Source organism: Bradyrhizobium sp. 44, assembly GCF_023073095.1.
Classification (GTDB): Bacteria; Pseudomonadota; Alphaproteobacteria; order Rhizobiales; family Xanthobacteraceae; genus Bradyrhizobium.
This window is the reverse complement of record NZ_JADPIY010000020.1, coordinates 103,052-130,051: the sequence shown is the minus strand read 5'-3', so window position 1 is coordinate 130,051 and position 27,000 is coordinate 103,052. Positions and strand designations below refer to the sequence as shown.

The 27,000-nt window shown below is 61.1% G+C and carries 28 protein-coding genes and 2 pseudogenes; 20 read left to right on the top strand and 10 right to left on the bottom strand.

The features are described 5' to 3' along the window. The 8 genes from IVB41_RS22815 to IVB41_RS22780 form a co-directional block, all read right to left on the bottom strand. On the bottom strand, window positions 1-618 hold the full coding sequence (locus tag IVB41_RS22815; protein WP_247435179.1) for a response regulator transcription factor: 618 nt from the start codon (window positions 616-618) through the stop codon (window positions 1-3). Window positions 619-727: 109 nt separating this feature from the next. Continuing rightward, the gene (locus IVB41_RS22810; RefSeq protein ID WP_247435177.1) at window positions 728-1,873 is read right to left on the bottom strand and encodes a sensor histidine kinase; all 1,146 of its coding nucleotides are present in this window, start codon (window positions 1,871-1,873) and stop codon (window positions 728-730) included. 661 nt (window positions 1,874-2,534) lie between these two features. After that, entirely contained in the window at window positions 2,535-3,347 is an 813-nt protein-coding gene (locus IVB41_RS22805) for an outer membrane beta-barrel protein (RefSeq protein WP_247435174.1), read from the bottom strand. A 212-nt stretch (window positions 3,348-3,559) separates the two neighbouring features. Then, window positions 3,560-4,126, bottom strand: coding sequence for a hypothetical protein (locus IVB41_RS22800; protein WP_247435168.1), 567 nt, complete (start codon window positions 4,124-4,126; stop codon window positions 3,560-3,562). A 95-nt stretch (window positions 4,127-4,221) separates the two neighbouring features. Beyond that, on the bottom strand, window positions 4,222-5,469 hold the full coding sequence (gene arcA, locus IVB41_RS22795; RefSeq protein WP_247435166.1) for an arginine deiminase: 1,248 nt from the start codon (window positions 5,467-5,469) through the stop codon (window positions 4,222-4,224). A gap of 23 nt (window positions 5,470-5,492) precedes the next feature. Then, complete coding sequence (locus IVB41_RS22790; protein ID WP_247356200.1) at window positions 5,493-6,926, bottom strand: basic amino acid/polyamine antiporter; 1,434 nt, start codon at window positions 6,924-6,926, stop codon at window positions 5,493-5,495. 167 nt (window positions 6,927-7,093) lie between these two features. Next, window positions 7,094-10,207, bottom strand: coding sequence for an efflux RND transporter permease subunit (locus IVB41_RS22785; RefSeq protein WP_247435163.1), 3,114 nt, complete (start codon window positions 10,205-10,207; stop codon window positions 7,094-7,096). Then, on the bottom strand, window positions 10,204-11,313 hold the full coding sequence (locus IVB41_RS22780; protein WP_247435160.1) for an efflux RND transporter periplasmic adaptor subunit: 1,110 nt from the start codon (window positions 11,311-11,313) through the stop codon (window positions 10,204-10,206). The genes IVB41_RS22785 and IVB41_RS22780 overlap by 4 nt, the downstream gene beginning before the upstream one ends. Before the next feature lie 334 nt (window positions 11,314-11,647). Between IVB41_RS22780 and IVB41_RS22775 the strand changes: the two genes are divergently transcribed. The 8 genes from IVB41_RS22775 to IVB41_RS22740 all read left to right on the top strand — a co-directional run bounded on the left by IVB41_RS22775 (window position 11,648) and on the right by IVB41_RS22740 (window position 16,999). Then, a complete protein-coding gene (locus IVB41_RS22775; protein ID WP_346015280.1) occupies window positions 11,648-11,893 on the top strand; it encodes a DUF3551 domain-containing protein in 246 nt (81 codons plus the stop codon). A 134-nt stretch (window positions 11,894-12,027) separates the two neighbouring features. Further along, complete coding sequence (locus tag IVB41_RS22770) at window positions 12,028-12,681, top strand: Na+/H+ antiporter subunit E (protein WP_247435156.1); 654 nt, start codon at window positions 12,028-12,030, stop codon at window positions 12,679-12,681. Further along, complete coding sequence (locus IVB41_RS22765) at window positions 12,674-12,964, top strand: monovalent cation/H+ antiporter complex subunit F (RefSeq protein WP_247356195.1); 291 nt, start codon at window positions 12,674-12,676, stop codon at window positions 12,962-12,964. The genes IVB41_RS22770 and IVB41_RS22765 overlap by 8 nt, the downstream gene beginning before the upstream one ends. Then, window positions 12,961-13,251, top strand: a complete 291-nt coding sequence (locus IVB41_RS22760) for a monovalent cation/H(+) antiporter subunit G (RefSeq protein WP_247397259.1) — start codon at window positions 12,961-12,963, stop codon at window positions 13,249-13,251. Before IVB41_RS22765 ends, IVB41_RS22760 begins: the two co-directional genes overlap by 4 nt. Next, window positions 13,248-14,189, top strand: a complete 942-nt coding sequence (locus IVB41_RS22755) for a hydrogenase subunit MbhD domain-containing protein (protein WP_247435152.1) — start codon at window positions 13,248-13,250, stop codon at window positions 14,187-14,189. The genes IVB41_RS22760 and IVB41_RS22755 overlap by 4 nt, the downstream gene beginning before the upstream one ends. Continuing rightward, window positions 14,186-14,530 (top strand): NADH-quinone oxidoreductase subunit K, encoded by a 345-nt coding sequence (locus IVB41_RS22750; protein WP_407062497.1) that lies wholly within the window; start codon window positions 14,186-14,188, stop codon window positions 14,528-14,530. Before IVB41_RS22755 ends, IVB41_RS22750 begins: the two co-directional genes overlap by 4 nt. After that, complete coding sequence (locus IVB41_RS22745) at window positions 14,530-16,302, top strand: complex I subunit 5 family protein (protein ID WP_247435150.1); 1,773 nt, start codon at window positions 14,530-14,532, stop codon at window positions 16,300-16,302. Before IVB41_RS22750 ends, IVB41_RS22745 begins: the two co-directional genes overlap by 1 nt. Before the next feature lie 193 nt (window positions 16,303-16,495). Then, a complete protein-coding gene (locus IVB41_RS22740) occupies window positions 16,496-16,999 on the top strand; it encodes a DUF1269 domain-containing protein (protein ID WP_247435147.1) in 504 nt (167 codons plus the stop codon). A gap of 5 nt (window positions 17,000-17,004) precedes the next feature. Here the strand turns inward: IVB41_RS22740 and IVB41_RS22735 are convergent, their stop codons facing one another. Beyond that, window positions 17,005-17,715 carry a Bax inhibitor-1/YccA family protein gene (locus IVB41_RS22735; RefSeq protein ID WP_247435144.1) on the bottom strand — a complete coding sequence of 237 codons (711 nt, stop codon included), beginning with the start codon at window positions 17,713-17,715 and terminating at the stop codon, window positions 17,005-17,007. On the opposite strand from IVB41_RS22735, the gene IVB41_RS35945 reads away from it, so the two are divergent. From IVB41_RS35945 to IVB41_RS22695, 10 genes and pseudogenes are all read left to right on the top strand, one after another. Then, window positions 17,714-18,148, top strand: coding sequence for a DUF6894 family protein (locus IVB41_RS35945; protein WP_407062496.1), 435 nt, complete (start codon window positions 17,714-17,716; stop codon window positions 18,146-18,148). The two genes, IVB41_RS22735 and IVB41_RS35945, sit on opposite strands and share 2 nt — an antisense overlap. 170 nt (window positions 18,149-18,318) lie before the next feature. Further along, window positions 18,319-19,758 (top strand): basic amino acid/polyamine antiporter, encoded by a 1,440-nt coding sequence (locus IVB41_RS22730; RefSeq protein ID WP_247435140.1) that lies wholly within the window; start codon window positions 18,319-18,321, stop codon window positions 19,756-19,758. 304 nt (window positions 19,759-20,062) lie between these two features. After that, a complete protein-coding gene (locus tag IVB41_RS22725) occupies window positions 20,063-21,199 on the top strand; it encodes an AI-2E family transporter (protein WP_247435136.1) in 1,137 nt (378 codons plus the stop codon). Beyond that, window positions 21,186-21,788 (top strand): hypothetical protein, encoded by a 603-nt coding sequence (locus tag IVB41_RS22720; RefSeq protein ID WP_247435133.1) that lies wholly within the window; start codon window positions 21,186-21,188, stop codon window positions 21,786-21,788. The genes IVB41_RS22725 and IVB41_RS22720 overlap by 14 nt, the downstream gene beginning before the upstream one ends. After that, window positions 21,789-22,274, top strand: a complete 486-nt coding sequence (locus tag IVB41_RS22715) for a DUF992 domain-containing protein (RefSeq protein ID WP_346770865.1) — start codon at window positions 21,789-21,791, stop codon at window positions 22,272-22,274. A 58-nt stretch (window positions 22,275-22,332) separates the two neighbouring features. Then, entirely contained in the window at window positions 22,333-22,824 is a 492-nt protein-coding gene (locus tag IVB41_RS22710) for a hypothetical protein (protein ID WP_247435127.1), read from the top strand. A gap of 1,029 nt (window positions 22,825-23,853) precedes the next feature. Continuing rightward, window positions 23,854-24,426, top strand: a complete 573-nt coding sequence (locus IVB41_RS22705; RefSeq protein ID WP_256464250.1) for an HdeD family acid-resistance protein — start codon at window positions 23,854-23,856, stop codon at window positions 24,424-24,426. A gap of 15 nt (window positions 24,427-24,441) precedes the next feature. Then, window positions 24,442-24,537 (top strand): annotated as a pseudogene (locus IVB41_RS35940) (twin-arginine translocation signal domain-containing protein); the annotation flags it as partial. A gap of 19 nt (window positions 24,538-24,556) precedes the next feature. Next, window positions 24,557-25,039 carry a hypothetical protein gene (locus IVB41_RS22700; RefSeq protein WP_247435120.1) on the top strand — a complete coding sequence of 161 codons (483 nt, stop codon included), beginning with the start codon at window positions 24,557-24,559 and terminating at the stop codon, window positions 25,037-25,039. Window positions 25,040-25,090: 51 nt separating this feature from the next. Beyond that, entirely contained in the window at window positions 25,091-25,309 is a 219-nt protein-coding gene (locus IVB41_RS22695; protein WP_247435119.1) for a hypothetical protein, read from the top strand. Here the strand turns inward: IVB41_RS22695 and IVB41_RS22690 are convergent. Beyond that, a complete protein-coding gene (locus IVB41_RS22690; protein ID WP_247435116.1) occupies window positions 25,306-25,464 on the bottom strand; it encodes a hypothetical protein in 159 nt (52 codons plus the stop codon). The genes IVB41_RS22695 and IVB41_RS22690 overlap by 4 nt on opposite strands. On the opposite strand from IVB41_RS22690, the pseudogene IVB41_RS35935 reads away from it, so the two are divergent. Beyond that, window positions 25,435-25,539: pseudogene (locus IVB41_RS35935) on the top strand (efflux RND transporter permease subunit); the annotation flags it as partial. The gene IVB41_RS22690 and the pseudogene IVB41_RS35935 sit on opposite strands and share 30 nt — an antisense overlap. A 96-nt stretch (window positions 25,540-25,635) precedes the next feature. Then, on the top strand, window positions 25,636-27,000 hold the full coding sequence (locus IVB41_RS22685) for an amidohydrolase family protein (RefSeq protein WP_247435113.1): 1,365 nt from the start codon (window positions 25,636-25,638) through the stop codon (window positions 26,998-27,000).

Here is a 27,000-nt window from a genome sequence, read left to right as displayed (position 1 = left end):
TCAGTCGGCAACCAGCTTGGCGCGAACCGCGTAGCGAACAAGGCCGGCGGTCGAATTCACGCCGAGCTTACGCATCGCGGCGGCGCGGTGAGCCTCTGTTGTCTTCACGCTGAGGTTCAGGATAGCGCTGATGCCCTTGTTGCTATAACCATCCGCAACCAGCTTGACGACCAGCCGCTCGCGGGGGGTCAGCCTAGTTCCGCCAACTGGTACGCTATCGAGAACGTCCAACCCGCTCCCGATACCGAATGATTTGTGGACCAGGAGAGAATCGACAGCAGCAACCAGCAGCTTGCTCGCATCCGACTTCGACAGGAACGCGCGGGCGCCGGCCAGATAGGCCTGCTGCGCCAACAGGCCAGAGTTGTGAACGGTAAATATCAGAACCTCGATGGGAAGCGAGAATTCCCTGATCCGCCGGGTTACCTCCACTCCGGTCATGCGCGGCATGGAGAAATCGAGGATAGCGACGTGCGGCTTGCTCTCGATCGCGGCAGCAATCGCCTTTTTGCCGTCGCTCGCCTCCGCCACAACCTCCCAATCAGCACGTTGCGCAAGCACCGCGCGGATACCGGAACGGACGGCCTCATGATCATCCGCGATCAAGATTCGCTTCATAGCACGCGCTCCTGCTTCGAACGCCGCCGTATCGAGTGCCAGACCCGAAGGTCGCATCTGAGGGCGACGATCGTCCATAAACCTGTTCAAGCGCTTGCCTTGGTTTATATCATTGCAAGGGCAAGCGCCGCCTGCGCCGCTTTGCCTCACTCGGCAGCGGGAATACCGCGTACAACATCGTCCCGGAGCTTTCAGGATTGGATCGGATCTCGAGACTGCCGCCAAGATGCGCAAGCCTTGATCTCATGGCGGGAATGCCGACACCCATCATGGTCGTTCCGAACCGATTGGCACGGTGAGCCGGAAAGCCGCTTCCATTGTCGCTTATTGTCAGCTGAAACTGCTCGCCTGTCACTTTGGCGAGCAGTTTGACCTCTGTCGCCTTTGCGTGCCTGAATATGTTCGAGAGCCCTTCCTGAATGACCCGCAGCAACGACCTTTGTATCTCGTATGACAACCGATCCACGCCGGCGTCGACGTCAGTCTGGACACGCAACGCCGTCCGCGCCGCAAAGCCGCAGGCGTAGCACTCGATGGTCGCCTTCAATCCCTCTGCCACCACGTCCTGGGGATGCATCAAATACGTCAGGGAGCGGATCTCTCTCAGAGCACGGTCAATCGATGCATCGACAAGCTCGCAAAGTCTGTCCACACCATTTGCCGGGCCGACGCAGGTGCGAATACGCACCAGCCCAAGACTCGCGGCGACAAGATGCTGGCATGTCGAATCGTGAAGCTCGGAGGCTATCCGCTGCTGTATATCCTCCCGCATCGAAGCCAAATCGTCAGCTAATCCGGCCGGTTCATCTGACTCGTCTTGATCAAATTCCTCAGGAAGAATGCGATGTCGACCAACGAGCAGAGCGATCACGCCCTTCTCGGGTTCGGTAACGGGGAACACGATCGTTTCGACCTCGCGTCGCAGCCCGCCAAGCGTCAAGCTGTGATGAATTCGAACTTCAACCTTGTCTTCCACGCACGTCCGCAACACCTCGCAAATGCTTTCCGAATCTTCGCTCGACCAGCATTGAAAGATACCGAGCCCAGACACATTGCCCGACGGCAGTCGCAGAAGCGCCGCGCAGGCACTATCCATCCCATCGTATGCGAATTTACCCCCCCGCAGGGGGCGCACTACAAAAAGAAGATCTTCCCAAGGGCCCCGATCAGGGCGATTGCGGGCTTCCCCAAAAGGCAGGCGCTGCGGAGCGCCATGTGAATTCAACAAGCTCGCACGCGGGCTGTACGGCTTCATTCCAGGCACCCTTTTTGGCCTGCCTTGAAAGCCAGCTTTGGGCGAGTGATGATCGACCTAGCTAATCACCAGCTCAGCGCTCCCAAGACGACGCGACCTACACAACATCCCTAAGGGATGATCTGCATCATGCTCCTCGTTTTTCATACAACCAAGGGGTTAATTCCGAATACTTCGAAACCTGCGCATGACTGGCATGAGCTAACGGCGTACCAGTATGTCCCGCTTGTTTTCGAGTTATTGTTAAAAGGAGAGACAATGATGACGAGATCATTCGTCGTTCGGACATGCAAACAACGTCGCATACTGGCTCAACCTGCAAATGACGGGACGAGAGATGAGGAAAGGTAGCCGGCATCAGGTCGCACAGCTGCCGACCTGCAGCGCAACAAGGATTATCCACGACTACCGGCGGCAGGACCGGACTTCTTCTTCGGCCGAGAGATCGGAGGATTCTGTGGCGGCGGCGCAATCACCAGGGGATGCGCTGGCACCCGAAGTCGGTTTTCCCCAAGGTCATCCCTCAGTGCGTCGGTGTCCATACGCTGGCTTCGGTCGACGGAGTCACGAGGATCCGCCGCTGCGGCGCTCGCCGCCATGATCCCGAAACTCATTCCCAGCAGGACGGACAGGCGTCTCGCAAGCATTCTCAGATACCCTCTCAAAAGGCAAAATCGAGCCGCGGCCCGACCCGCAGATCTCTGTAGTTCCGCAGCGGAACGTTGGACGTCCGCGCTTCGTAGAGCACGGTGGTGGTGAGCGACAGATTGCTGGCAAAATTATACTTCAACCCTATGTCGGCCGAATAGAGCTGGTCCCGCCGCCCGGAATTCAATCCATCGGTGAACCAGTAGGCTTCGAACAAAGGCGCGCTCACAATCGACCATTTCGGATCGAGTTTGACCTCAATGCCAAGAACGGCATCAAAGCGCCAGCGGCGGGCCTCGGCCAAATCAGAAAAGCGGTAAGTCAGCAGCCACAATGGCGACAGCGTTACATTCGCAACCTGGAAGTCACGAGCCACGGAACCCATCACGTCATGCGAGGTGAACGCGAGGTCGCGATAGACGCCGTCGAAGTCGTAGCGGTTCTCGTAGATCGCGGAGAATCTCCAGCCGTTCCAATTTTCGGTCAACCGCCCACCCAAGCGCGCGATCCCAAAATTGCTGTCCTTCTCCGTCGCGTAAGCTTCGTATTGCGCACGCGCATAGAGTCTATACGACAGGTCTGCTGTCAAATAGCCGTCCAGCCTGGCGCTGATATCGGGCTCATAATAGGCATCTGATCTGCGATTGTTGCGGCTGAACAGGGCGTTGTCAGTAAAGGTTGGCGAGACCGAGCCAACGATACTCCAAGAAGGCGGAGCGAGCGGCGGCGGATCCGCCTTGAAGTCCCTCAGATCCACGTCAGCTGCAAGCGCGGCAGTCGAACCCAAGAGTCCAATCATCTGCAAAAGAAATCCAGATACACGCATCCGAATCCTCGAGATTGTCGGCCCTGCCCCAACAAGCGAGCACGATAGGCTTGGCCTATCGATTGTCAATCCGCACAAACAATGCTCGCAGAGATTGCGGCCGCCTGTGACAGAGAGAGCACGCGAATGGGTGCGCAATTGCTCAAGGGCACGCAGAAAAGATCGACAGGCAGTCCTCATAGCGGTGCTTCCTTGATCGGCGTGCCGCGTCACTAAGCGGGCTCCGAAACGGCAGCCACGACAACTACGGCAGCCGAGAGCCGTTCGAAAAGCCGCCGCTGCTCCACGATCGCGGGCCAACCGTAGAGAAAAATTTCTGACGGCTTCCAGATCGCCACCCAGCCCAGAATCAAGAAGCTTTCCCTCAGAATGTCCGGGAGAGGTCCATCTCCAAGGACCAGGCCCGCCAGCCATCCAACCGCAAGACAGCTGGAGAGGATCGCAATGCCTACGATCAGCGAGCGGCGCCCTGACTTGAATAGAACTTGCAGCTCTCTCGATTTTTCGTGAGCGCGCAGCAGGAAATGCTGCGCCACGGCCGGAGCCAAATCCGGCACGATCGCATCCAAGGAGCCCGCCCAGGCTAGATGAATCACGATTTGGATGGGAGCGGCTTTCGCGATATCTTCAGCCTGGTCGGCGATGTATCGCTCTGCCTCGGTTGCGAGCTCCTTCTCGCGAAATGGCGCCGGATCAAGTGTGTTGAACAGTTGCAGCGGATTGGAAAGTTTGATGACGATCCTGCCGAGACCTGCGTTGCTCAAAGCGTGCACTTGCATGTGTGTCACTTCCGGCAGTCGCCGAGGAGGCGGCTGCCCCGGAGTTCCAGGTCCGCGAAGCTTGTCGTCGCACCAGAGTCCCTACCCCTGCCTTGCTAGTAGTCCACGGCGTCGCGGATTATCGGGCAGGTCATGCAGTGACCACCGCCTCGACCCCGGCCCAGCTCCGCCCCCACGATGGTGATAACTTCGATACCTTCCTTGCGCAGCAGGGTGTTTGTGTAGGTGTTGCGGTCGTAGGCATACACCACGCCCGGCGACGCACAGACAAGGTTGGCGCCGCTGTCCCATTGTGTGCGCTCGCGCTGATAGTCGCTTCCACCAGCCTCGACTACGCGAAGTTTCTTGAGGCCGAGCGCTTCCTCGACGACGCTGACAAATGGCTTGTTCTCGGGGTGCAACTCAAGCCCGCTCGGGTGATCGCTCGGGCGATAGGAATAGGTGCGCGTCTGGTTGATGAAGTCGGGCGCGGTCAGGACGCAATCGCGGTCCGCGAACGTGAATACGGTGTCGAGATGCATGGCGGCGCGGATCTTGGGCATCGCCGCGACGATCACGCGTTCCGCCGCCTTCTTCTGAAACAGCGTCGCCGCGAGTTGGCTGATCGCCTGGCGAGACGTGCGTTCGCTCATCCCGATCAGCACAACTCCTTTGCCGATCGGCATCACGTCACCACCCTCCAGCGTAGCTAGCCCATGGTCGTGCGTGGGGTCGCCCCACCACACATTGACCTTGCCAGCAAAGTCGGGGTGGAACTTGTAGATCGCCGTCGCGAGGATCGTTTCCTCGTGCCTTGCCGGCCAAAAAAGCGAATTGAGCGTCACGCCGCCGTAGATCCAGCAGGTGGTGTCGCGCGTGTAGAGCGTGTTCGGCAGTGGCGGCAGCAGGTACTCGGTGGCGCCAGCCGCCTCCTTGACTATCTTGATCGCCTGGCCGCCATGCTCCTCGGGAAAGTCATGGATGGACAAGCCACCGATCAACGTTTCCGCCAGCTTGCGATTGTCCAAGCCTGCAAGATAGCTTCTCAGTTCGTCGATGAAGCCGAGCCCGACCTGATCCGGCACAACCTGGTTGTCGAGAATCCACTTCTTGCCTTCGGGTACCGACATCGTTTCGGCCAGCAAGTTGTGCATTTCAACCACATCGACGCCTCGGTCGCGCATCTTGGTGACGAAGTCGAAATGGTCACGCTTGGCGTTCTCCACCCAGAGAACATCGTCGAACAGCAGCTGATCGCAGTTCGACGGTGTGAGCCGCTGATGCGCGCGACCGGGCGCGCAGACCATCACCTTGCGGAGCTGACCGACTTCCGAATGAACGCCGAAAGCTGGGGAATTCGCCATTGCTGGATCCTTTCGTACCGGGGCTAGATGCTGATGTAGCCGGTGGCGAGGCCATGGATACCGACGACGCATCCGATCACCGCTACCGCGAACAAGACCCACTCGGCCGGCGTGAACAGTTGTTTGCCCTGCTCATTCCGCGTGATGTAGTACAGGATGGTGCCGGGTGCGTAGATGATGAAGCCGAGCAGCAGGAATTTGGTCCCGCCGGCGAACAACAGGAATATCGTGTAGATCGTCGCCAAAACCGCGATGATGGTATCTTTGCGGAGGTCGCGTGAATCCTTCTCGTAGGTTTCCCTGCGATAGACCAGCATCAACGCGAACGCAGCGGACAAGAAATAGGGAATCAACGAAAGATGACTACATAGCGACAGCGCGAACGTGAAGGCGTCGTCGGAGAACAGCGTCGCGACGAGCACCGCCTGAATCAGCAGCGTGGTCATCAGCAGCGCCGCCGATGGCACTTGATTGACGTTCTCTCGCGCCAGGAAGGTGGGCATATCCCGCTTCTTCGCTGCAACGGAAAGCACCTCGGCAGCCATCATCGTCCACGCCAGATAGGCTCCAAGAACCGAGACAATTACGCCGGCACCAATGAAAACCGCACCCCATTGCCCGACCGCAGCCTCGAGCACGCCACCGACGGAGGGCTGGCGAAGCTGCGCGATCTCCGCGCGTGGCAGGACGCCGTAAGCGAGTATCGACACCGATGCGAACAGCGCCAGCACTCCAAGGAATCCCGTGACGGTGGCGACACCCACGTCTTCGCGCTTCTCCGCGAACCGCGAATAGTTGCTGGCCCCCTCGATCCCTAAGAATACGAAGACGGTCACCAGCATCGTCGCCTTGACCTGCTCGAACAGGTTGCCGTAGTCACCCGCGGTGCCGCCCCACAGGTTGTCTGCGAACACCGATGGCTTGAGGAAGAAGATTGATAACACCACGAACAACAACAGCGGGATGATCTTGGCCACCGTGACGATCGCGTTGATTCCGGCTGCTTCCTTCACGCCGCGCAGCACCAGAAAATGGAACGCCCATATACCGACCGAGGAGATGAGCACTGCGGGCAACGTATTGCCCTGCCCCAGAACCGGAAAGAACGCGCCGAGCGTCGACTTGATCAGGATCCAGTACGAGACGTTGCCGACGCAGGCGCTGGCCCAATAGCCGAACGCGGAAAAGAAGCCGACGTAGGGCCCAAACCCCGCCCGCGCGTATGCGTAGACACCGGCATCCAGATCGGGCTTGCGGTTGGCCAAGGTCTGGAAGACGAAACACAGCATGAGCATCCCCGCTCCGGCGATGGCCCAAGCGATGAGCGCCCCGTAGATGCCGGTCGCCTGCGCGAAGTTGCGCGGTATCGAGAACACGCCGGCGCCGACCATGCCGCCCACCACCATGGCGGTCAGGGTCCGCAGCGGCAGCCTCTGGACGTCCGTTTTTGTGCTCATGGAGGCGTCCCAATCCTATGCATTTATCCACGACGAACGACGCGCGACGCCCGACGGGACACGATTTCTGCGTCGCACATGGCAACCACCAGGCGGTCGGTGCGAACGGCGACTGGAATAGCTTCTCCGATCATCACAGACGCACGACGGCCGGCACATCAGGTTGACTACCTAGCCGAAGGTGAGGATTCCCCTATCCGGCTTTGCTTTCCCGATTCCGGAGTCTTGCTCAGCGCCGGGTCGATTGCCGAGTCGGTCGCGCCGAACCAGGCAACATAAATCGTCGGCAAGAAGACGAGGGTGAGAACCGTCGCAACCAGCAAGCCACCCATGATGGCGAATGCCATCGGTCCCCAAAACACTGTCGGCGCAATCGGAATCATCCCAAGGACAGTCGATATCGCTGTCAACATGATCGGCCGGAACCGGGAGCTGCTAGCGTCTACCGCGGCTTCCCAAGGCGACTTGCCGATCGCGCGCTCCGCGTCGATCTGACCGATCAGAATGACCGCGTTCTTGCTGATCATACCCAAGAGCGCAAGGACACCCAGGATGGCAACGAAGCCGAGCGGCCTCCCGGAAAGCATCAACGCGGCGACGACCCCGATCAGTCCGAGCGGCGCCACGCTGAGGACCATGAACAGCCTCGGGAAGCTCTGGAGCTGGACCATGAGGACCGTAAACATGACGAACAGCATCACTGGAACGACCGCCAGCACGGATGCCTGCGACTTTTGGCTCTCCTCTACCGTGCCGCCGACGACCACTCTGTACGATGGCGGAAGGGTCTTCTGGAACTTCTCGATGGCCGGCAACAGCGAGGCGACAACGCCTTCCGGCAATTTGTCACCGTCGATGGCAGCCTGGACCGTCAAAGTCGGAACGCGGTCCCGACGCCAGACGAGCGGGAATTCCTGGTCATATTCGAAGGAAGCAAATTGACTGAGAGGAACGGTCTGTCCGCCGCCCAGCGCTACTTGCAGGTTGCGCAGACTGTCCAGCGAGACCCTCTGCTCGTCAGTCGCGCGCGCCACCACGTTGACGAGATAGATATCATCGCGGACCTGAGTGACAGGCGTGCCCGTGATGACGGCGTTCAAAACGGTCGCAATCGCCTGTGAGCTCAGACCGAGTTGCCGCGCCTCGTTCTGATCCACGCGAATACGGACCTGCCGGTCGGGCTCCATCCAATCGAAATTCGTTTGCTTAGTGTCCGGACTGGACGCGACGATCTGCCCGACCTGAAGCGCGATCTCGCGCACCCGTTCGACGTCTGGCCCGCTGACCCGGTACTGAATCGGCCAACCGACCGGCGGCCCGAGCTCGAGCGGCGAGACGAACGCGATCGCCTTGGGGAATTCTTCGGCCAGCGTTTTTTCTAGCTTCACATGCAGGCGATCCCGAGCGGCGACGTCCTTCGCGATCACCACGATCTGCGTGAAGAAATCGTTCGGGAGCTGGACGTTGAGGGGCAAGTAGAAGCGGATGGCGCCCCGTCCGACATAAGTGCTCCACCGAGCCACGTCGGGGTCGGTCGCAAGCGCCGCATCCAGGCGCTTCGCCGCTGCTTCGCTCGCGTAGATCGAAGCGTTCTGCGGCAGGCTGATATCGACCAGCAGCTCCGGACGATCCGATGACGGAAAAAACTGCCGCGGGATCAGCGGCATTGCAAGGACCGACGCGACGAAGAGCGCCAGGGAAATTGCGATCGTGAGCCATTTCGCGCGCATCGCCAAGGTCAGAAAATGACGGTATATCCGGAAAATCCTGCCCGGGTCCGCCGACTTGCCCCGCTCGGGCGGGACAAGGATGGCGGCGCCCAATAGCGGCGTGAAAATGACCGCGACCATCCAGGACACCAGCAGCGCGATGGTGACGACCGCGAAGAGCGAGAAAGTGTATTCTCCAGCGGAGCTCGCCGCAAAGCCGACAGGAATGAAGCCCGCGATGGTCACCAGCGTGCCAGCGAGCATCGCCATCGCATGGGTCCGGTAGGCGAAAGTAGCCGCCTCGATCTTGCTCGCACCTTCCGCCAATTTGGTCAGGGTCGCGTCCGTCGTGGTCATGGCATCGTCGACCAGCAGCGCGAGCGCTATGATCAGCGCACCGAGCGATATACGCTGCATATCGATGCTGAGCAGTCCCATGATCGGCATAACGATAGCCAGCGTCAACGGTATCGCCAGCGCGATGATCAGGCCCGGACGCACGCCCAGGCTGATGAAACTGACGACCATGATGATGGCGACGGCCTGCAGCAGCGAAACCATGAATTCTCGAATTGCGTGGTTGACCACGACGGGCTGGTCCGCGACCAGGCTGGGCTCGATGCCTATCGGGAGTCCCGCGGTAATCTGCGCCATCGCCTTGGTGATGTTCGCACCCAGCGCAAGAATATCCCCGCCATCTCTCATGGCGATTGCGAGTCCTATGGCCGGCTTTCCATTGACTCGAAACATCGGGTGGGGCGGGTCTGTGTAACCGCGACGCACCCGCGCGATGTCGCTCAGGCGGAGCATGCGCCCGCCCGCGGAAAAATTGATGCCGGCGATGTCCTGCTCGGACTGAAAGCCGCCGGACACTCGTAGCGAGATACTCTCGGCGCTCGTCTGTACCGTTCCGGCCGGGCGGACGATGTTTTGCGACTGAAGGGCCGCAATAAGGGCGGACCGATCGACTCCGATTGCCGCGAGCTCCTTAGTGGAGAACTCGACGAAGATCGCTTCGTCCTGCTCGCCAAGGAGCTCGATTTTCGACACGTCGGGAATCATCAGCAACTTTGAGCGGATCTCCTCGACTTGGTCACGCAGCTCGCGCTGGGTAAAACCGTCGCTCGTGAAGCCGTAGATGATCCCGAAAGTATCGCCGAATTCGTCGTTGAACCCCGGACCGATGACTCCGGCGGGCAGCGTATGGCGCATGTCACCGATCGACTTGCGCACGTGGTACCAAGTGTCCGTGACCTCTCTCGCGCTGGCACTACCTTTTAGATTTACGAATACGGTCGAGACACCGGCCCTCGTGAAGCTGCGAAGGAAGTCGAGATGCGGTGTTTCCTGCAGGCGACGTTCGAGGCGCTCCGTCACCTGCTTCATCGTCTCCTCTACGGAGGCCCCCGGCCAAGCGGCTTGAACGACCATCGTCTTGATGATGAAGGCCGGATCTTCGTTCCGACCCAGGCGGAAATAGAACAGACCGCCCGCGACCACCGCAATGATCATCATGTAGACGACGAGCGAGCGGTGTTTCAGCGCCCAATCGGAAAGATTGACCCCACTCATTGCTCTGATCCGAGAACCCGGACCTTCTGGCCAGGATGAAGTGCCTGCACCCCCGCGGTGACAATGACCTCGCCGGTATCCAGTCCTTGCGCAATCACCGCTTGGGCTTCATCGAACCGCAGAACGTCCACATTGCGCACCGAGACCGTACCGAGGGTGGGGTCGACGATCCACACCGCGGGACGTTGGTTCATCCTCGTCAGGGCGGAGGCCGGTATATCGATCATCGGACCTGCGCTCGTGCTCACCCGCCCCACGACCGTCGCCCCAAGGCGCATCGCCGCCGGAGGATCGGTCAGGCCGACCCTGACCTCGAAGGTCCGAGTCACGGCACTGGCTTGCGCCGCAACCTCGCGCACGCGCCCCTTGGCGTTAATCGCCGGATCATCCGCAAGGCTGACATCGACCTCCGGCTCGGCTGAAGCTGACCGGACCAACTGGGAAGGCACGTCGAAGACAGCATCGCGACCATCTTGGCGCGCGATTCTCGCGATCATCTGTCCCGCCTGCACCACTTCGCCAGCTCCCGGGCCGGTCGCAGTAATCACCCCGGGCGCGTCGGCCTTCAGTTCCGTGAACCCGACCAAGTCATGCGCGGAACTGAGTGCCGCTTCGGCGGCATCGACCTGTGATCGGGCCGTTTGCTGCGCTTGGGTCGCGGCATCGTAATTGACACGTGTGGTCCAACCCTGCGCCAGCAACGTCTCCTGACGATCAAAGTGATTGCGCGCCTGCGTCATTTGTCCCTGGGCCGCGGCGAGAGCCGCCTGCGCCTGGCGCAGCGCATTCAGCTCGTTCTGGGACTCCAATCGCGCTAGAACCTGGCCGGCCTTGACCCGGTCGCCGACCTTGCTGTCATTGCTCAAAAGCCGCCCGGATATCCGGAACGCAACATTCACTTCATCTTCTGCTTCGATCCGCCCGGAGAACGTCAGGGGTGTGGTGATCTTGCGCTTTTCAACGGTCGCTGTGCGCACAATTCGTGGCGCCGGCGGGTCATCCGCTGCGGTCTCTCTTCCGCAGCCTGCCAGCACAGGCGAGAGCGCCGCCACGAACGCAAAAGTAATGACGTGTCGAGGTGTGGAATGGCTGCCACGCGTGGACATGAGCTCTTCGTTCCGGAAGTGAGTGTCGCCAAGCAGATCGGCCTTCCCGAGGTCGCGGTATCCCCGGTCTCGCCGCCGGCATTTTCGGCTAAGGGGTCCGCCGCAAACATCGGGAAATCTACCTGTTCATCCGGATGTAATCATGTGCGCGAGCATTCGTGCCTTGGGAGATTCCCGACAACCCGGTCAGGCAATCACCCGATATCGCCTGTTCGACTGGCGACACATGATAGGATTGTCAGGTGAAGCAGTAGCACCCTGCAATAGAGCCGTCCGCTACTCGTACTTCGCATGACCGGCAAGTAGCCGGGCTGACGCGAAACCGACTTGAACGATGACGCTTGAACGTGCCTCAAACCGCCGGATCAGGAGAATTCAAATGCGAATGTTTATCCTAGCCACAGCCGCAATTCTGGGAACGTTGGCGATTCTGCCAACGGCTACTCCGGCCAACGCGGCTGGATCATGGTGTTCGAAGAAACAGGGCATGACGCACTGTGGTTACTCAACTGAGGAGCAATGCCGGGCATCCAGGAGCGGACGAGGCGGAAGCTGCTTCCGGCGCCAGGCGTCACGCTAGTCTTGCGCGGGCTGAGCGGCACGATTGCGAAATCTCATCCAAGAAGGTGGCGCCGGACGAACGACTCGGCGGCACCTTCTGAACCATTCTGGATGACGATGTACCGCTACTCGCGGTCACGCCGAAGGCCGAAGATGGATCTCAAACTGCAGATCCCCAATGCGACGCTGCCGTCTGGGTCCGTCCTCATCAAACAGGCCGAGCCGGTCCCTCCGGACGCCCCGAAGCTCGGCAATGCCATGCGACGCCGATCGAGGGCTTCGAGCATGAGCGAATACTCGGGAAGACCAGACGAGCCGGCGCGAAACGCCTCCAGGGGCCGATGGTCGAGCGCGGCTTTGCGAGCGGCCGGGTTCGGCTGCCTCTGGCTGGTGCTCGCGGGCGCTCAGGTCGGAGACATTCCCGCGGCAGCAGCCGCAGTTGTCGCAGCGACCTGGACAAGCCTTTACTTTCTGGAGCCGAGCAGCGCGCGGCGTTCTCTTCCCGCCGTTGCCCGCCTGGTTCTGCTTTTCCTGTATCACTCGGTCGTAGCCGGGTTGGACGTTGCTGGCCGCGCGTTGAATCCGCGTTTGCCGCTTCATCCGGGCTTTCTAGCCTATCCGACCCAGCTATCCCGTGGCGTACGGCAGAACGTGTTCACGACGCTCACCAGCCTGTTGCCCGGGACGGTGCCAGCCGGAGAGGAGAGCGGCCATATCATCTATCATTGTCTCGACATCACTCAGCCGGTCCTCGCCGATCTCGCCGCCGAGGAAGCGGCGCTGGTCCGGGCGCTCTACAATGACTGAGTTCCTGACCGCAGCGGTCGGCCTGATCCTGGCACTGCTGGCGCTCGGCCTGGTATCGATCTTGCGCGGCCCCACCGACGCGGAGCGCATGATGGCCGCGCAATTGATCGGCACCGGGGGCATTGCCGTGCTGCTGCTGCTCGGCACTGTGACAGGCGTTCCCGCGTCGGTCGACGTGGCATTGATTCTGGCGCTGCTCGCCACTTTCGCGTCCATCGCATTCGTCAAGAAGGGGCTGTCCCGCCTCAACAGCGACGGGGCCGTTTCAACGGAGGACAAGTGAACCTCGTACGAGACATCGTGACGATTGCGTGCGTGTCGGCGGGCGCGTTCTTCTTCTTGGCTGGCACGGTCGGCCTCCTTCGGTTTCCCGACACTCTGACCCGGCTGCACGCCCTGACCAAGGCCGACAATCTCGGCCTGGGCTTCGTCGTGCTCGGGCTGCTTCCCCAAGCAGGAAACCTGCGGGAAGGGTTGAAGTTGATCAGCATCTGGGTGTTCGCGCTTCTTGCTGGCGCCACGGTGTCGCAATTGATCGCACGTACGGTACGTCGGAGCGGTGCCAGATGAGCATCGCAACGGCCTTCGAGATCGTCCTCGTCGCCGTGGTGCTGGGTCTCGCCACATGGACCATCGCTGTCCGCGAGACCTATCCTGCAACGGTGGGATTTGTCGCCTACGGACTCCTGGTTGCGCTGATCTGGGTTCGCCTCGACGCGGTCGATGTCGCACTGACCGAGGCCGCGATCGGCGGAGGTCTGGGCGGAGTCGTTCTGTTGGGGGCGGCTGCCCGATTGCGCGATGCCGAGGCGGTTACGTCTGAACGACCCGGCCAGGTCGTTCGCCTGAGCGCGGCCATATTGTGTTCCTTGACAGCGGCGGCGCTGGGCATCGCAATCCTGCTTCTGCCTGATCCGGCCCCCTCCCTTGCGCTGGCCGTCGTCTCGAATGCCGGCGCAACCGGACTGGCTAACCCTGTCACCAACGTGCTCATGGCGTTCCGCGGGATGGACACCATGCTCGAGAAGGTCGTGCTCCTGCTGGCCATCGTTGGCGTCTGGTCTCTTGCGTCGGACGGGGCTTGGGGTGGCCGTCCGGGACCCCGGCACGAAGCCGATCCAGATGGCGTGCTCGCCTTCCTCGCCCGACTGCTGCCCCCCGCGGGCATTGTCGTTGGCGTCTACATGTTGTGGACAGGGGCCGATCACCCCGGCGGAGCATTCCAAGGCGGCGCTGTTCTCGCGTCGATGTGGCTGCTGGCGATCATGGCCGGATTGACGGACACTCCACCAGTGAGCAGCCGAGGGCTGCGGGTTGTCCTGACGGCCGGGCCCGGCCTGTTTCTTCTCGTCGGCCTTGGAGGATTGTTTTTCGCGTCGGCGTTCCTGGCCTTTCCGGATGAGTTCGCAAAGCCCCTGATACTCGGCATCGAGATCGCGATGATTTCGACAATCGCGGCGACTCTCGCCCTGTTGCTCGCAGGCCCACCGGAAAGGAGTCCACGATGATGAGCAGCGCAACAGTGTTTGGAATGTGTGCCGCCGCGTTGGTTGGGCTTGGGCTGTACGGCCTGATTACGAACCCGCAACCGCTCCGCAAGATCCTCGCATTCAACCTGATCGGCAGCGGCGTGTTTCTTCTGTTCGGCATGGTCGGACGCAGGGGCGCTGGGGCGAGCGTTGGCAACGACCCGGTGCCACAGGCACTGGTGATCACGGGCATCGTGGTCGCCTTTTCCGCAACTGCCCTGGCGATCGCCTTGTTGCTCCGGTTGTTCGACACCGCGGGCTCCACCACGCTCGGCAATCCCGCACCGACGAGCCTGCACTCCGATTCACCCGGTGACTGATGCTGCCCGCTGCCCCCGCACCGGCAACGACCGCGTCTGGCTTCTTGCTGGTGCTGTCAATCGTCGTACCCGTCGCGGGCGTGCTGCTTGCGTTCGCTCTCGGCGACCGCCGCGTCCGGCAGGTCGCCTTTGCCGTCGTACCGGTCGGGTCGGCAATCGCCGTAGCAGTCGGCCTGGCCTTGCCGGCAGGCGACGGCCTCCTCGTCTATCTGCTCGGCGCATGGGCACCCCCCCTGGGCGTGGCGCTGCGCGCGGACGGTTTCTCGGTCGTGATGCTCGCCACGACGGCAATCGTGATCTGCGCAGTTGCCCTCTTTGCTGCGACAGAGTTTCGTCCTTCGGCAGCGGACGCGCGCGCGCCCTTCGCATTCTGGGTTCTGTTGCTGGCGATCTGGGCGGCGCTGAATACGATCTTCGTGGGCGGTGATCTCTTTACGCTCTATGTGGCGCTGGAATTGCTAACATTCGCCGCCGTACCGCTGGTCTCCCTCAGGGGCGGGGCAGAAACGCTTCAGGCTGCGTTGCGCTATCTTCTCTTCGCATTGCTCGGTTCGATCCTCTACCTGATGGGTACGGCCCTGCTCTATGGCGTGTACGGCACGCTGGATATCGAACTGCTGTCTCGGCGCCTTTCTGGAGGGGTCGTCACGCTCCTCGCGGCGGCATTGATGACGACCGGCCTTCTCGCCAAGACCGCGCTCTTTCCGCTGCATCTCTGGTTGCCACCCGCTCACGCTGGCGCGCCGGCCGCAGCGAGCGCGATCCTGTCCGGCCTGGTCGTGAAGGGTTCGTTCTTCATCCTCCTCCGGCTTTGGTTCAACGTTCTGCCGGGCCTGCCCGGGTATGCCGCCGCACAATTTCTCGCAGCGTTGGGAGCCGGCGCGATTCTGGTCGGAAGCATCGTGGCCTTGCGGCAGGAGCGCCTCAAGCTCCTCGTGGCATATTCGACACTGGCTCAAATCGGATATCTCTTCCTGATGTTTCCGCTCGCCCTCGACAGCTCGGGCCGGCTCGAGAGCGGACAGGCCCTAGCAGGCGGGGTGCTTCAGGCGGCCTCCCACGCCACAGCCAAGGCGGCCATGTTCCTGGCAGTCGGTTCGATCTATGTCGGGCTGGGTCATGACCGCATCACCGGGATACGGGGCGTCGCCCGAGCCCTGCCCTTGAGCGTCATGGCCTTCGGATTAGGCGGCATCGCACTGATGGGCATTCAGCCGAGCGGAGCGTCGCTTGCGAAGGAGCTCTTGCTTGAGGAAACGGCGAGGACGGGACAGTGGTGGTGGGCCGTCGTGCTCCACACTGGCGGAATGTTTACGACCGCGTATGTTCTGGTCGTCCTCTCGCATGCGCTTGCGCGTCCAGATCAATCCATCGTCCTTGTCCGCACTCCACACCGCAGCAGCGGTCTGGCGGCGCTTGCTTTGGCGCTCTGTTCGCTTCTGCTTGGACTCGTACCTTGGGATACCTTTCTGCCGATCCCACCTGGTGCGGCATCGAAACTGTCCGGATTCGGCGGGCTCGTCAAACTGGGCGTAACGATGCTTGGAGGTGGGACGCTCGTCATCCTGCTCAGTCCATGGCCCCGTCCCGGCGGCATTTCGGCGGGCTGGAAGACGCTGATGAGCATCATCGGTCCGTTCCGGCGCGTCTGTCTTGGATTTGGCAGCCTCGTTGAATGGGGCGACGACGTTCTCCGTCAATGGTCGAGCGCCGGCATATCCCTCCTGCTTTGCACATTGCTGCTCGCCGCGTTGATGTTCGGCGCTAATTAGACCAGGGCCGGGTCAGCCGGCGCGATCAAAGGAACTCGCTGCGAGGCAAGGTCCGGGACATTCTCCCCGCGCCTGAGGGTTTTCTCGGATGCCGCGGCGGCAGCTCGCCGCTTATTCTCGACCCCCGCACCGTGCGGTGGGCATCGGCCTTCCCGCCGGAGGCTGCCCCGGTTGAAACTCTCAGGAGGTCTCCATGTCTGATCTGGTCGCCATCGTGTACCCGAACGAAGCAAAGGCTGAAGACGTCCGGCAACGGCTACTCAAATTGCAAAAAGAGTATCTGATCAGCATCAGCGACGCCGTCATTGCCGTGAAGACCGATACCGGGAGCGTCAAGCTCAACCAGCTCGTCAACACAACGGCGACTGGCGCGATCTCCGGAAGTTTTTGGGGGCTCCTGATCGGAGTACTTTTTCTCAATCCGATCATCGGCGTGGCACTGGGTGCAGCCTCAGGCGCGCTGGGAGGTGCTTTGTCGGATTTCGGCATCAACGACTCGTTCGTGAAGGAGCTCTCGGCTTCGCTCTCTCCCGGCAACGCCGCCCTCTTCGTTCTGATCAAGAACATGACAGCCGACAAGGTGCTCAACGAGATCAAGGACGCTGGCGGGATCGTGCTGAAAACGTCTCTGGACGAGACCAAGGAGAAGATCCTGCGCGACGCGCTCGCCAGCACAGCGGAGCGACCGGCGGCGTGAGCCGCCTAGCGTCGCCCGCCCATCAGCCGCAAGAGCATCATGAATAGATTAATGAAGTTGAGATAGAGCGACAGCGCCGCGACCACCGACTTGCGGCCTGTCGCTGTCTCGTCGTCCCTATTGTCGTACATCGCCTTGATCCGTTGAGTATCGTAGGCCGTGAGTCCCGCAAACACTCCGACGCCGACGATCGAAATCAACCATTCGAGTCCTGTCGATCTCATGAAGAGGTTGACCACGCTGGCGATGATGACGCCGATCAGGCCCATGAACAGGAAGCTGCCCATCCCGGACAGATCGCGCCTGGTGGTATAGCCGAAGACGCTAAGTGCGGCAAACATTGCGGCTGCGATGAAGAAGACGCGCGTGATCGAAGCGCTGGTGTAAACGTGCAGGAGCGTAGAGAGCGAGACGCCAACCAAAGCGGCATACACGAAGAACAGCAGCCGTGCCGTTCCCGCCGACAGTGTATTGATGCGTGCTCCGATGAAAAACACCAACCCGAGCGGCGCCAGGATGAAAACCCACATCAGCGGGCTCTGAAGCAATGCAGGGCTCGTGAGCTGATAGGTCAACCATGCCGCGAGGGCCGTGAGGCCTACACCTGCGGCCATATAGTTGTAGATGCGCAGCATGTACGTGCGCAATCCAGCGTCCATCGCGAGCGAGCCGCCCATGGCTTCCGATACGGTCGCATTAGGATCATAGTTTGACATGGCTCCCTCATCGCGTCTGATCGCAGAAACAAGCCAAGCTACTGGTCCGGCGCTGGCGGGAACATCGGATGATCACCCTACTGCCGGGGGATACATTACCTATCTCGCGGGCCGCCGGTCCGCAGCTTTGTCGAAACGGGAAGCGCCCATCCGGCGTTCCTCATCCCTTTTGTCTAGATTCTTACACGTTTGTCACTGGAAGCAGGCGCTGCGCCAGCCTACTCGGTCTGGAATGCGCTACTTCTTTCACATCGTCGACAAATACGGCCTCTCTCCGGACGGGACAGGACATGAGCACTCGGACCAGGACGCAGCCGTCCTGCATGCCAGGTGTATTGCGGCAGAACTCGCAAAGGCTGGCGAGTTTTTCCGTGAAGGCCTGATACTGGTCGCTGCCGCCCCGGGGGCAGCGGACGCGGTAATTCCAAAGTGACCTCAACGCGGCGGTACGCTCGTCCGCAGATTCCATGCTTTCTCTTCTACAGAGAATCCCGGATGTCCGGAGGCGAGCGTCGGCTCTAAGGTCGGGACCAAGGGTGGCCGCCTATCCCGCTCGAGTCCGACGGCGCGCCACTCCATCTCCGGCGGAAAGCCATTCTCGTCATGGCTCCTTCATCGAAACAAGTCGACACCAAGCTTTCGCGAAGTGCGCTCGTCGCACTTGTGGTCGGATCGATGGTTGGCTCCGGGATATTCGCGCTGCCCGCATCATTCGGACATGCCACGGGCGTCCTCGGAACGTTAATCGCCTGGGGCATCGCGGGCACTGGCATGCTGATGCTCGCTTTTGTTTTTCAGGCGCTGTCTCGCCGAAGGCCGGACCTGGACGCAGGCATCTATGCATACGCCAAGGCGGGATTCGGAGAGTATATTGGCTTCGCTTCGGCGGCCGGCTACTGGATCGGATGCTGCATCGCGGACGTCGCCTGTCTCATTCTGATCAAGGCGACAATCGGACAATTCTTCCCGATCTTCGGCGACGGAACGACGCCGGTGGCCATCGCATCAGCATCCCTCCTGCTGTGGTGCGTCCATTTCCTGGTGCTGCGAGGCATCAGGGAAGCGGCCACCCTGAACACGGTTGCGACCTATGCCAAGATCATCCCGATCCTGCTTTTCATCGGCGTGGCGTTCATTGTTCTCGATCCCGATCTGATTTCTAGGAATTTTTGGGGGACCGAACAGCCGGGCGTGGCCGCGATTTCCTCACAGGTTCGAAGCACGATGCTGCTCACTGTGTTCGCCTTCGTGGGAATTGAGGGCGCCAGCGTGTATTCGCGCTACGCCCGTGATCGCTCCGATATCGGGTTTGCGACGGTCACTGGCTTTCTTTCCGTTCTCTGCCTTCTCGTACTCGTGACGCTGCTGTCCTACGGGGTGCTTCCGCGGCAGGAGCTCGCGGGCCTGTCGACACCCTCGATGGCCGGCGTGATGGAAGCGATGGTCGGGCACTGGGGTGCGATCTTCATCAGCGTGGCCCTGCTCATCTCGATCCTTGGCAACTATTTATCCTGGTCGCTGCTCGCGGCGGAGGTGCTGCATTCCGCGGCCATCAATCGTACGATGCCCTTGTTTTTGGCGCGCGTGAACGAGCACGAGGTTCCGGCCGGCGCGCTCTGGCTCACCAATTGCGTCATCCAGGCCTTCGTTCTGGTCACCTGGTTCGCCGAATATGCATTCACCCTCGCCTTGAAGATGACCAGCGCGATGACGCTGATCCCTTATTTCTTGGTCGCGGCATACGGCCTCAAGCTATCGTATCTTGGCGAGTCCTACCATGCAGGGGAGCGCGCCCGTGCCGTCGACGGGATCCGCTCGGCCGTCGCAACGGTCTACGCCATGGGCATGATATACGCGGGCGGCGCCACGTTCCTCCTGCTGTCGTCGATATTGTACGTCCCGGGAACGCTTTTGTTTCTTCTGGCCAGGCGCGAACGCAAGGAGGCCGTCTTCAAGCCTTTCGAGGCGATCATCTTTACTGCGCTCGCGCTCGCCGCTTGTACCGGCGTCTATGCACTGGCGACCGGAGCCATCTCGATCTGAAGTCTTGGTCAAGTGGAGGCGAACATGAATATCCGAGCCGTCTACGGCGCTTTGGCCCTGGCCGCGTCGGTTGCTACCGCGCAGCTGACCCTCGCCCGGGCAGAAACGACCGCCCCCGCCATATCCGCGCCCAAGCCTGCCGCTGCGACACCTGGGCCCGGCGCGGCGACCCCAAACACCAACACCAACCCGACAAAGCATCGCTACTGGCGGCATCGCGGCGGCTCTCATCCCCATTATGGCAGTCGCCGTATCCGTACTTAGGCTTGGTACACCGACCGCTTCGCGACCCGCGAGTTACCCCATGAGCGAGCTGAGGATTGGACCGGACCAACTACGCGACAACGCGCCGCACGAGGCTGCAGTCGTGGCACACGGGCAGCGCAGTCTTCTCGCTACCGGCCTGGCCCTGCTCGGGACCTGCGTGGCTCTCTTCCTGACCTGGAAAACCGTCTCCAGCCTCCTCATCATTTTCGCAGGCGTCCTCTTCGCGGCTCTCCTGGATGCGGCCGCCAGGGCAACGGCTCCTGTCGTTCGACTCAATCGCATTTGGCGGCTGACCGTCGTGCTGCTGCTGCTCACGGCAGCGGTCGGACTCGCGCTGGTCTGGGGGGCAGGAAAACTTCCGGAACAAACGCGCATTCTGCTGAAGGTCATGGACACCCAGTTAGACGTGCTGCAGCAGCATCTCTTGACCTACGGCGTCGATCTGCTCGGTCCGGAGTGGGGCCGCGATTTTGCGCAATGGTTGGTCTCTGATCAAGGCCGCTTCTTCAGCCACGCCCAGCGCGTCCTTGGCGGAGCATCCAGCTTTCTGGCTGGCGCGCTGGTTATCCTGTTCCTCGGCATTCTCTTTGCTTTCGATCCTACCAGCCACCGCGAGAGCATCGTTGTGCTCGCGAAGCCATCGTGTCGCGCTCGGACGCGCGAAGTGATGGATCAGATGGGTAGTGTCCTGCGACTGTGGTTCGTGGGGCAACTGATCCGCGTTGTCCTAATGACCCTGTGCGTCTGGGCAGCGCTCTATTTAATCGGCCTGCCCGGCCCTTTCGTGCTTGGCTTGCAGGCGGGCTTCTCGAACTTCGTCCCGTATCTCGGACCAATCCTTGCCGCAATTCCGATCGCGCTCGTCGCGATGCCGCTCGGCGCATCGCTGCTGATCTGGGCCGTCGCCGTCTATACCATCATCCAGTCAATCGAGGGCTACGTAGTCGGCCCGCTGATCCAGCGCCAGGCCGTCGAAATCCCTCCCGCTTGGACATTGGTGGCAATCGTGCTGCTGGGTGCCATGTTTGGCGTAATGGGCATCGCGCTCGCCATGCCGCTAGTCGCTGTCGGCCGGGTGGCGATCATCAGGTTCTACGTCGAGGATTACCTCGGGGACGCCCCCCCGCGGATGGTCGACCAGCGCAATCTCGAGGTGCCGCATGATCAAGCTTGAGGCTGAACGTATCGCCGGAACGATCACGCCGTCAACACCGTCGGGGATGACGCGCTTTTTCTGGCAGCAGCTTCCTTACGTCGTCGCACTAGTTCTGGCTGTCGCGGGTGTCGCCTACACCAATGCGTCGCACCAGCCCCTGGTCGGCTATTGGGAGTTCCTCGCGCTTGCGATCGGCGTGGTGTGCGTCATCGACAAATGGCCCGACCTCGGTGGCAGGGAGGAGCGCTGGCGGCTAATCTGGACTCAGGCCCTGCACTGGATCGCCGTTCTTGTCGCGATGAACATCATGCTAGTGTCCGGTGTTCAGCAATTGCTGCCAACGCCCGCGACAAGCCTCGTTCTCCTCACATTGCTTGCCCTCGGGACATTCCTCGCCGGCGTCAGTCTGATGTCGATGCAGATAGCCTTTCTCGGCGTCGCCATGGGCATCACGGTCCCAGCAATCTCCTGGCTTCAGCAATCCGTGATCTTCTTCCTGCTGGGCGCCGTTTTGCTAATCGGCCTCGGCATCACCTTTTGGCTTCGCCGCCAGGATCAAGACACAAGCGGGTCCCCCGTCAACACGAACACAGCAACGGAGGGTTGAATGCGAATTAGCTCGCTTGCCGCGGCCATCTGCGGATCCGCTGTCATGTACGTGCTTGCCACGCCGGCCGTAGCTGAGCCGTTCAGGGTGGGCAGACTCATTTGCGTCAGTTCACCGCGTGTGGGACTCGTCCTGGGCTCGACGCAGGAGCTTCGTTGCGTGTTCACCGCGACGCGGCCACGCCAGCAGTACATCTATGAGGGCCGGATCAGGCGCGTCGGTCTCGACCTAGGCGTTACCAGCGCAGGATCTCTGTCCTGGACCGTCCTAGCACGAAATTCGCGGGTCGGACCGGGCACCTTGCGGGGAAATTATGTCGGCGCGAGCGGCAACGTCGCGATGGGTCCCGGCCTCGGAGCAAATGTGCTCATCGGAGGCTCTCGCCGCTCAATCATGCTGCAGCCCCTGTCCATCGAGCGGTCGATCGGATTGAACCTTGCAGCGGGGATCACCAATCTGACACTCGGCCCGCGCGGGCGCCGATAGATCGCAGCCGACGAAGGAGACCTCTATGGCTATATCATGCAAATTCGAGCGAAGTTTGGTGAGCCACGAAGAGTACGGTGCGATCCGGGCTTCCCATCATCCGGATATCTACGCTCTCGATCCGCCAGGTCTGGAGAAGCTCCGTATCCGCGTGCGGCAGATGCGCGACAAGGAGCAGACTCTGGTGAGACAGAAGCAACGTGAACGGAGAGGCAAAGCCGAACCACGCGGCTCAAGCTTTCCGGCAACCACCGAACTCCCACTGCAGCGGATGCAGGTCTTCGCGGGCGCGCTTAAACGCCTGAACAAGGAGATAAGTCGCATCCGGAAACTGGAAGCGCGTTTGGCGAATATTGATGCCGCTCGTCGCGCCCTCGCGATGCGGCGCAACGCCAACTTCACATCTTACCCGGCGGCAGGCGACGCAGCGAAAAATGGGATGAATCCTCAGCCCAGCCGACGCCGCATGACTAGGATATCCGGAAAGCGAATTGGCAGTATCTCACAGGCAACGAAAGCCTCTCAGGCCAAGCGCGATTCAAGACGTTGATCCCTGCGAGCGCCTGGCTGTGCCTTGGCTTTCCAACCATGGCCATACGGAAAGGTCAGCGGCCAAGCTCTCTAGGCTTGCTTCCTTGCGCGTAGCAAGTTCCACCACCCCTTTCCCTCACGCTCGCACGACATTCCGCCCGCGTCGTGAATAGGCGGCAAGACGCTCCGGCCCGCCGATATAGTGAGCACAATAGGTTTTGGCGTTCGCAGAGCCGACGCTACACAAAATGAAGGTGAAGGCCAGAACGGGCGCCATTTTCGAAATGATCATGGTTATCCTCCCTGTTGTTCGAGCGGCTCGACGGGCCGAAAGCATAATGCGGAGCCGCTTCACTTAGCGGCAGTATCGACTCGACACGCGATGCGACCTTCCACTATGCGAGCGATACCAGCAGCTGCCGTTTCGCCAATAATAGCGATGCCAATGTTGATGTCGCCGGTGGGCACCGGCTATCGCTCCGGCCGTAGCTCCTATGGCAGCGCCGCGACGACCGCCGACGGCACCGCCAATGACGGCACCCCGAATTGCGCTCTGGCCAAAGGATTCACTCGAAGGGAGCATTCCTGCAAGTGAAAGGAGAATCACCAATAGCGAAAGCTTCCGCATCTCGCAGGCCCTTTCGTTGATCAAGCACCGGTGCAAGTGTGTGCTTTATTTGCTGATCGCAGCGCATGGCATATCACCGAGCGGTCAACGGATAAATCCGCACATTGCCATTCAAATCTGAGGGTTTTTGTGGATTACCTTCGTGGTCATTCATGCAACGGGCTCTCTCTACTCAGAGCCGAGCGACGCAGCGCTTGCTCGCAGAGTCGCCCATCCGACCTCCGCCTCGAGCGCTCCCTTCCCACACGATCTGTTCCGGCGCGAACCACCTGAACCCGCATCTGCGGCGCCAGGGAAGCACTTCTGGCAGGCTTCGGGACACCGCGAATATTCCTCCTGACACATTCAGGGTTTCATCGGATGTCAGCATTGCGCGGCCGCGACTAGCGTTCCGTGGCGCTAACTGGATTAGTCGCCGGAATGCGGGAGGATGGCGTGGCCACATACGACAGCAGCCCCCACGTTAGAACCTTTGGTTCTCGCTCCCGGTGGACATGCGCGCTCCTTGGTGTCGTGATGATCGCGGCCGGCGTCTTGGCGATGGGCGACATCGTGTTCGCGACGATCATCAGCGTCAAGCTGATCGGGCTTGCCGCAATTCTTGTCGGCGCGTTCGAGATCATCCACGCGTTTTGGACAAAGGGATGGGGCGGATTCCTTTGGCAGATCCTGCTCGGCATACTTTATCTTGCGTTCGGGTTACTGCTGCTTATGCAGCCGGCGGCCGGTGCCCTCATCCTGACCTCGCTGCTTGGGGCGGTTCTGCTGGCATCGGGGATCATCCGGTGCGTGCTCAGCTTTGCACATTGGCAACAGGGTGGCTGGCTGATGCTGGTTTCCGGCGTCATCGGGCTGGTCGCCGGCTTCCTAATCGTGTTCGGCTTCCCGGCCATCAGCGTCTGGGCGCTCGGATTCCTGCTGGGAGTCGATTTGATTTCGCACGGAGTGGCTTGGCTGCTCTACGCCCTTCAGACAGCGCGGCGAACCGCCTGACAAAGGAGACGAAAGATGATGGACACACCGAGCCGTCGGGCTTTTCTTGGCTTTGCCCAGAATGCCGTTGCTGCGGTGGCGATCGGCGCCATCGGGGTTCGTTTCATTGGGGCCGCGGAAGCGATGCCGATTGCTCACGATCTCGGCCGGCCGAGCGAGCAACCAGACCTCCCGACGCAAGCACAATGGGGACCGCCGTCTCGTCGTCGGGGATGGGGCCGGCCGCGCCGGCGCCGCTGGGTTTGCTGGTGGCATCGCGGTCGTCGCCGCTGCGGATGGCGATGGCACTAGGATCGCAACGCGCGCAATCCGCCGACAGCAGATTTGTCACGAAGCCCGCGCCAGTCCTAATCAGACGAAGGAGGCAGCTTTGCGCATCACGAATCGATGGGTCGTCGGGACCCTTCTGGCAGCTCTTCTCGTCGCGGCAATCTGGTACTACGTGGCCGTATGGCAGGCAACGCCATCCATGCCGCTTTACCGCAACGTCATCCTGGGAGGCGCTGCAATCCTGATGCTGGTGACCGGCTGCGGCCTGATCGCGCTCATGTTCTACAGCCGCCGCAAAGGCTATGACGAACCCGCACGCAGCAATCGCATGCGGCGGGAGTAGCGAGGCACCGGGGAAACACTGACCCGGCCCCACGTCCGGTGCAAGGAGCGGATGATGATCCTTGCTGGCGTCTCGATCAGGCTCTTGGGGGCAACTCTCCTGATGGTCGTCGCCGGCGGAGCGGCCCAAGCCGAATCGACTCCGGCCACGCCACCCGCGGTCGGCATCGTGGAGGCGGCCAAGCGGCCGATCACCGAGAGCAGTGAATTTCTCGGGCGGATCGAGGCGATCAATCGGGTCAACCTTGTTGCTCGCGTCATGCATTACTAGAACGGCGCCTGATCGAGGAAGGCGCCGAAATCAGCAAAGGCGATGAGCTCTATCGGCTTGAGCGTGGTCCCTTCGAAGCGGATCTCGCGTCGAAACAGGCATAGGTGGCCCAGCTTGAGGCCACACTCGAGCAGGCGGCCATCCAGGGCGCACATTTGCGTTTCCGCGCGGTGATGATGACCTCGGTTGCCTTCATCCTAGGCCACGTGCCGCTTGTAATCGCGACTGGCGGATAGCTCGCTCCCAGCCGCTGTCCGTTGAGCGATCAATAAGGCTGAATTCGAGGCCAGAGTGACCGTTAGGCCCACAAAGCAGGAGGTAACGACATGCTCTCCGAAGTCGTTGTGCGGATGCAAAAAGCCGCGTGCGCGGCGACCATTCTTTGGTCATGCGCCGCTCTCAGTCCTGGGCTGGCGCAGGAGCGCTCTGCCCTGACAGTTTTCGAGAATGTGCGCATTTTCGATGGGAAGAGTCAGGCGCTCTCCGCTCCATCGAATGTCCTCATCCGGGGCAACACCATCGAGCGTATTGCGATCGCTTCCAATCCGGTCGATCGATTCCCGGACACTCGCACTATAGCAAGCGGTGGACGCGTGCTGATGCCCGGGCTCAGCGACATGCATTGGCATGCGACGATGGTTCGTCCGACCCCTGCTCAAATGCTTTCGAGCGACTTGGGTTACACGATGCTGCTCGCGGGCGCGGAAGCCACTGCTACGCTGATGCGCGGGTTCACCACCGTAAGGGACATGGGCGGCCCTGCCTTCGCGCTGAAGCGCGCCATCGATGAGGGGATCGTGGTAGGCCCTCGCATCTATCCGTCGGGTGCCGTCATCACAGTCACGGGAGGGCATGGCGACTTCCGTGAGCTCTGGGAGCTGCCGCAAAGTCTTGGCGGAACGAGCCGCGTCGAGCAGCTCGGTGGAAGCATGATCGCCGACAGCCCCGACGAGGTTCGCAAGCGAACGCGCGAACAGCTCATGCAGGGCGCATCGCAAATCAAGCTGACCGCAGGCGGCGGCGTCGCTTCGCCTTTCAGCCCACTGGATGTGACTACCTTCAGTGAGGCTGAATTGCGGGCGGCGGTCGAAGCAGCTACCGATTGGGGAACCTATGTGGCGACCCACGCCTATACGCCAAACGCCATCCGACGCTCTGTTGCTGCAGGCGTCAAGGTGATCGAGCATGGTCATTTGATGGATGAGACGACCGCACGTCTCCTCGCGGAGGAGGAGATCTGGTTGAGCACACAGCCATTCGTAGACCTTGGCGGCGCAGCCATGCTTCCTCCCGTGCAACAAGCGCAGATGCGCCAAGTGGTTGCTGGCACCGACACCACGTACGGGTTTGTCAAAAAATACAAGATCAAGACGGCCTTCGGGACTGATATTCTCTTCTCCACGGCGTTGGCTGAGCATCAGGGTCAGGGCATCGTGGATCTCACACGTTGGTTCACCCCGGCGGAAGCATTGGCAATGGCGACTTCAGCAAACGGAGAGTTGCTTGCCCTCTCCGGTGCGCGCAATCCCTATCCCGGCAAGCTCGGAGTGGTCGAAGAAGGCGCGTTGGCGGATCTCCTGCTCGTCGACGGCAATCCCTTGGAGGACATTCGCCTCATCGCCGATCCGGAGAACAAAATCGTCGTGATCATGAAGGACGGCATCATCTACAAGGACATTCGTCCGAAATGA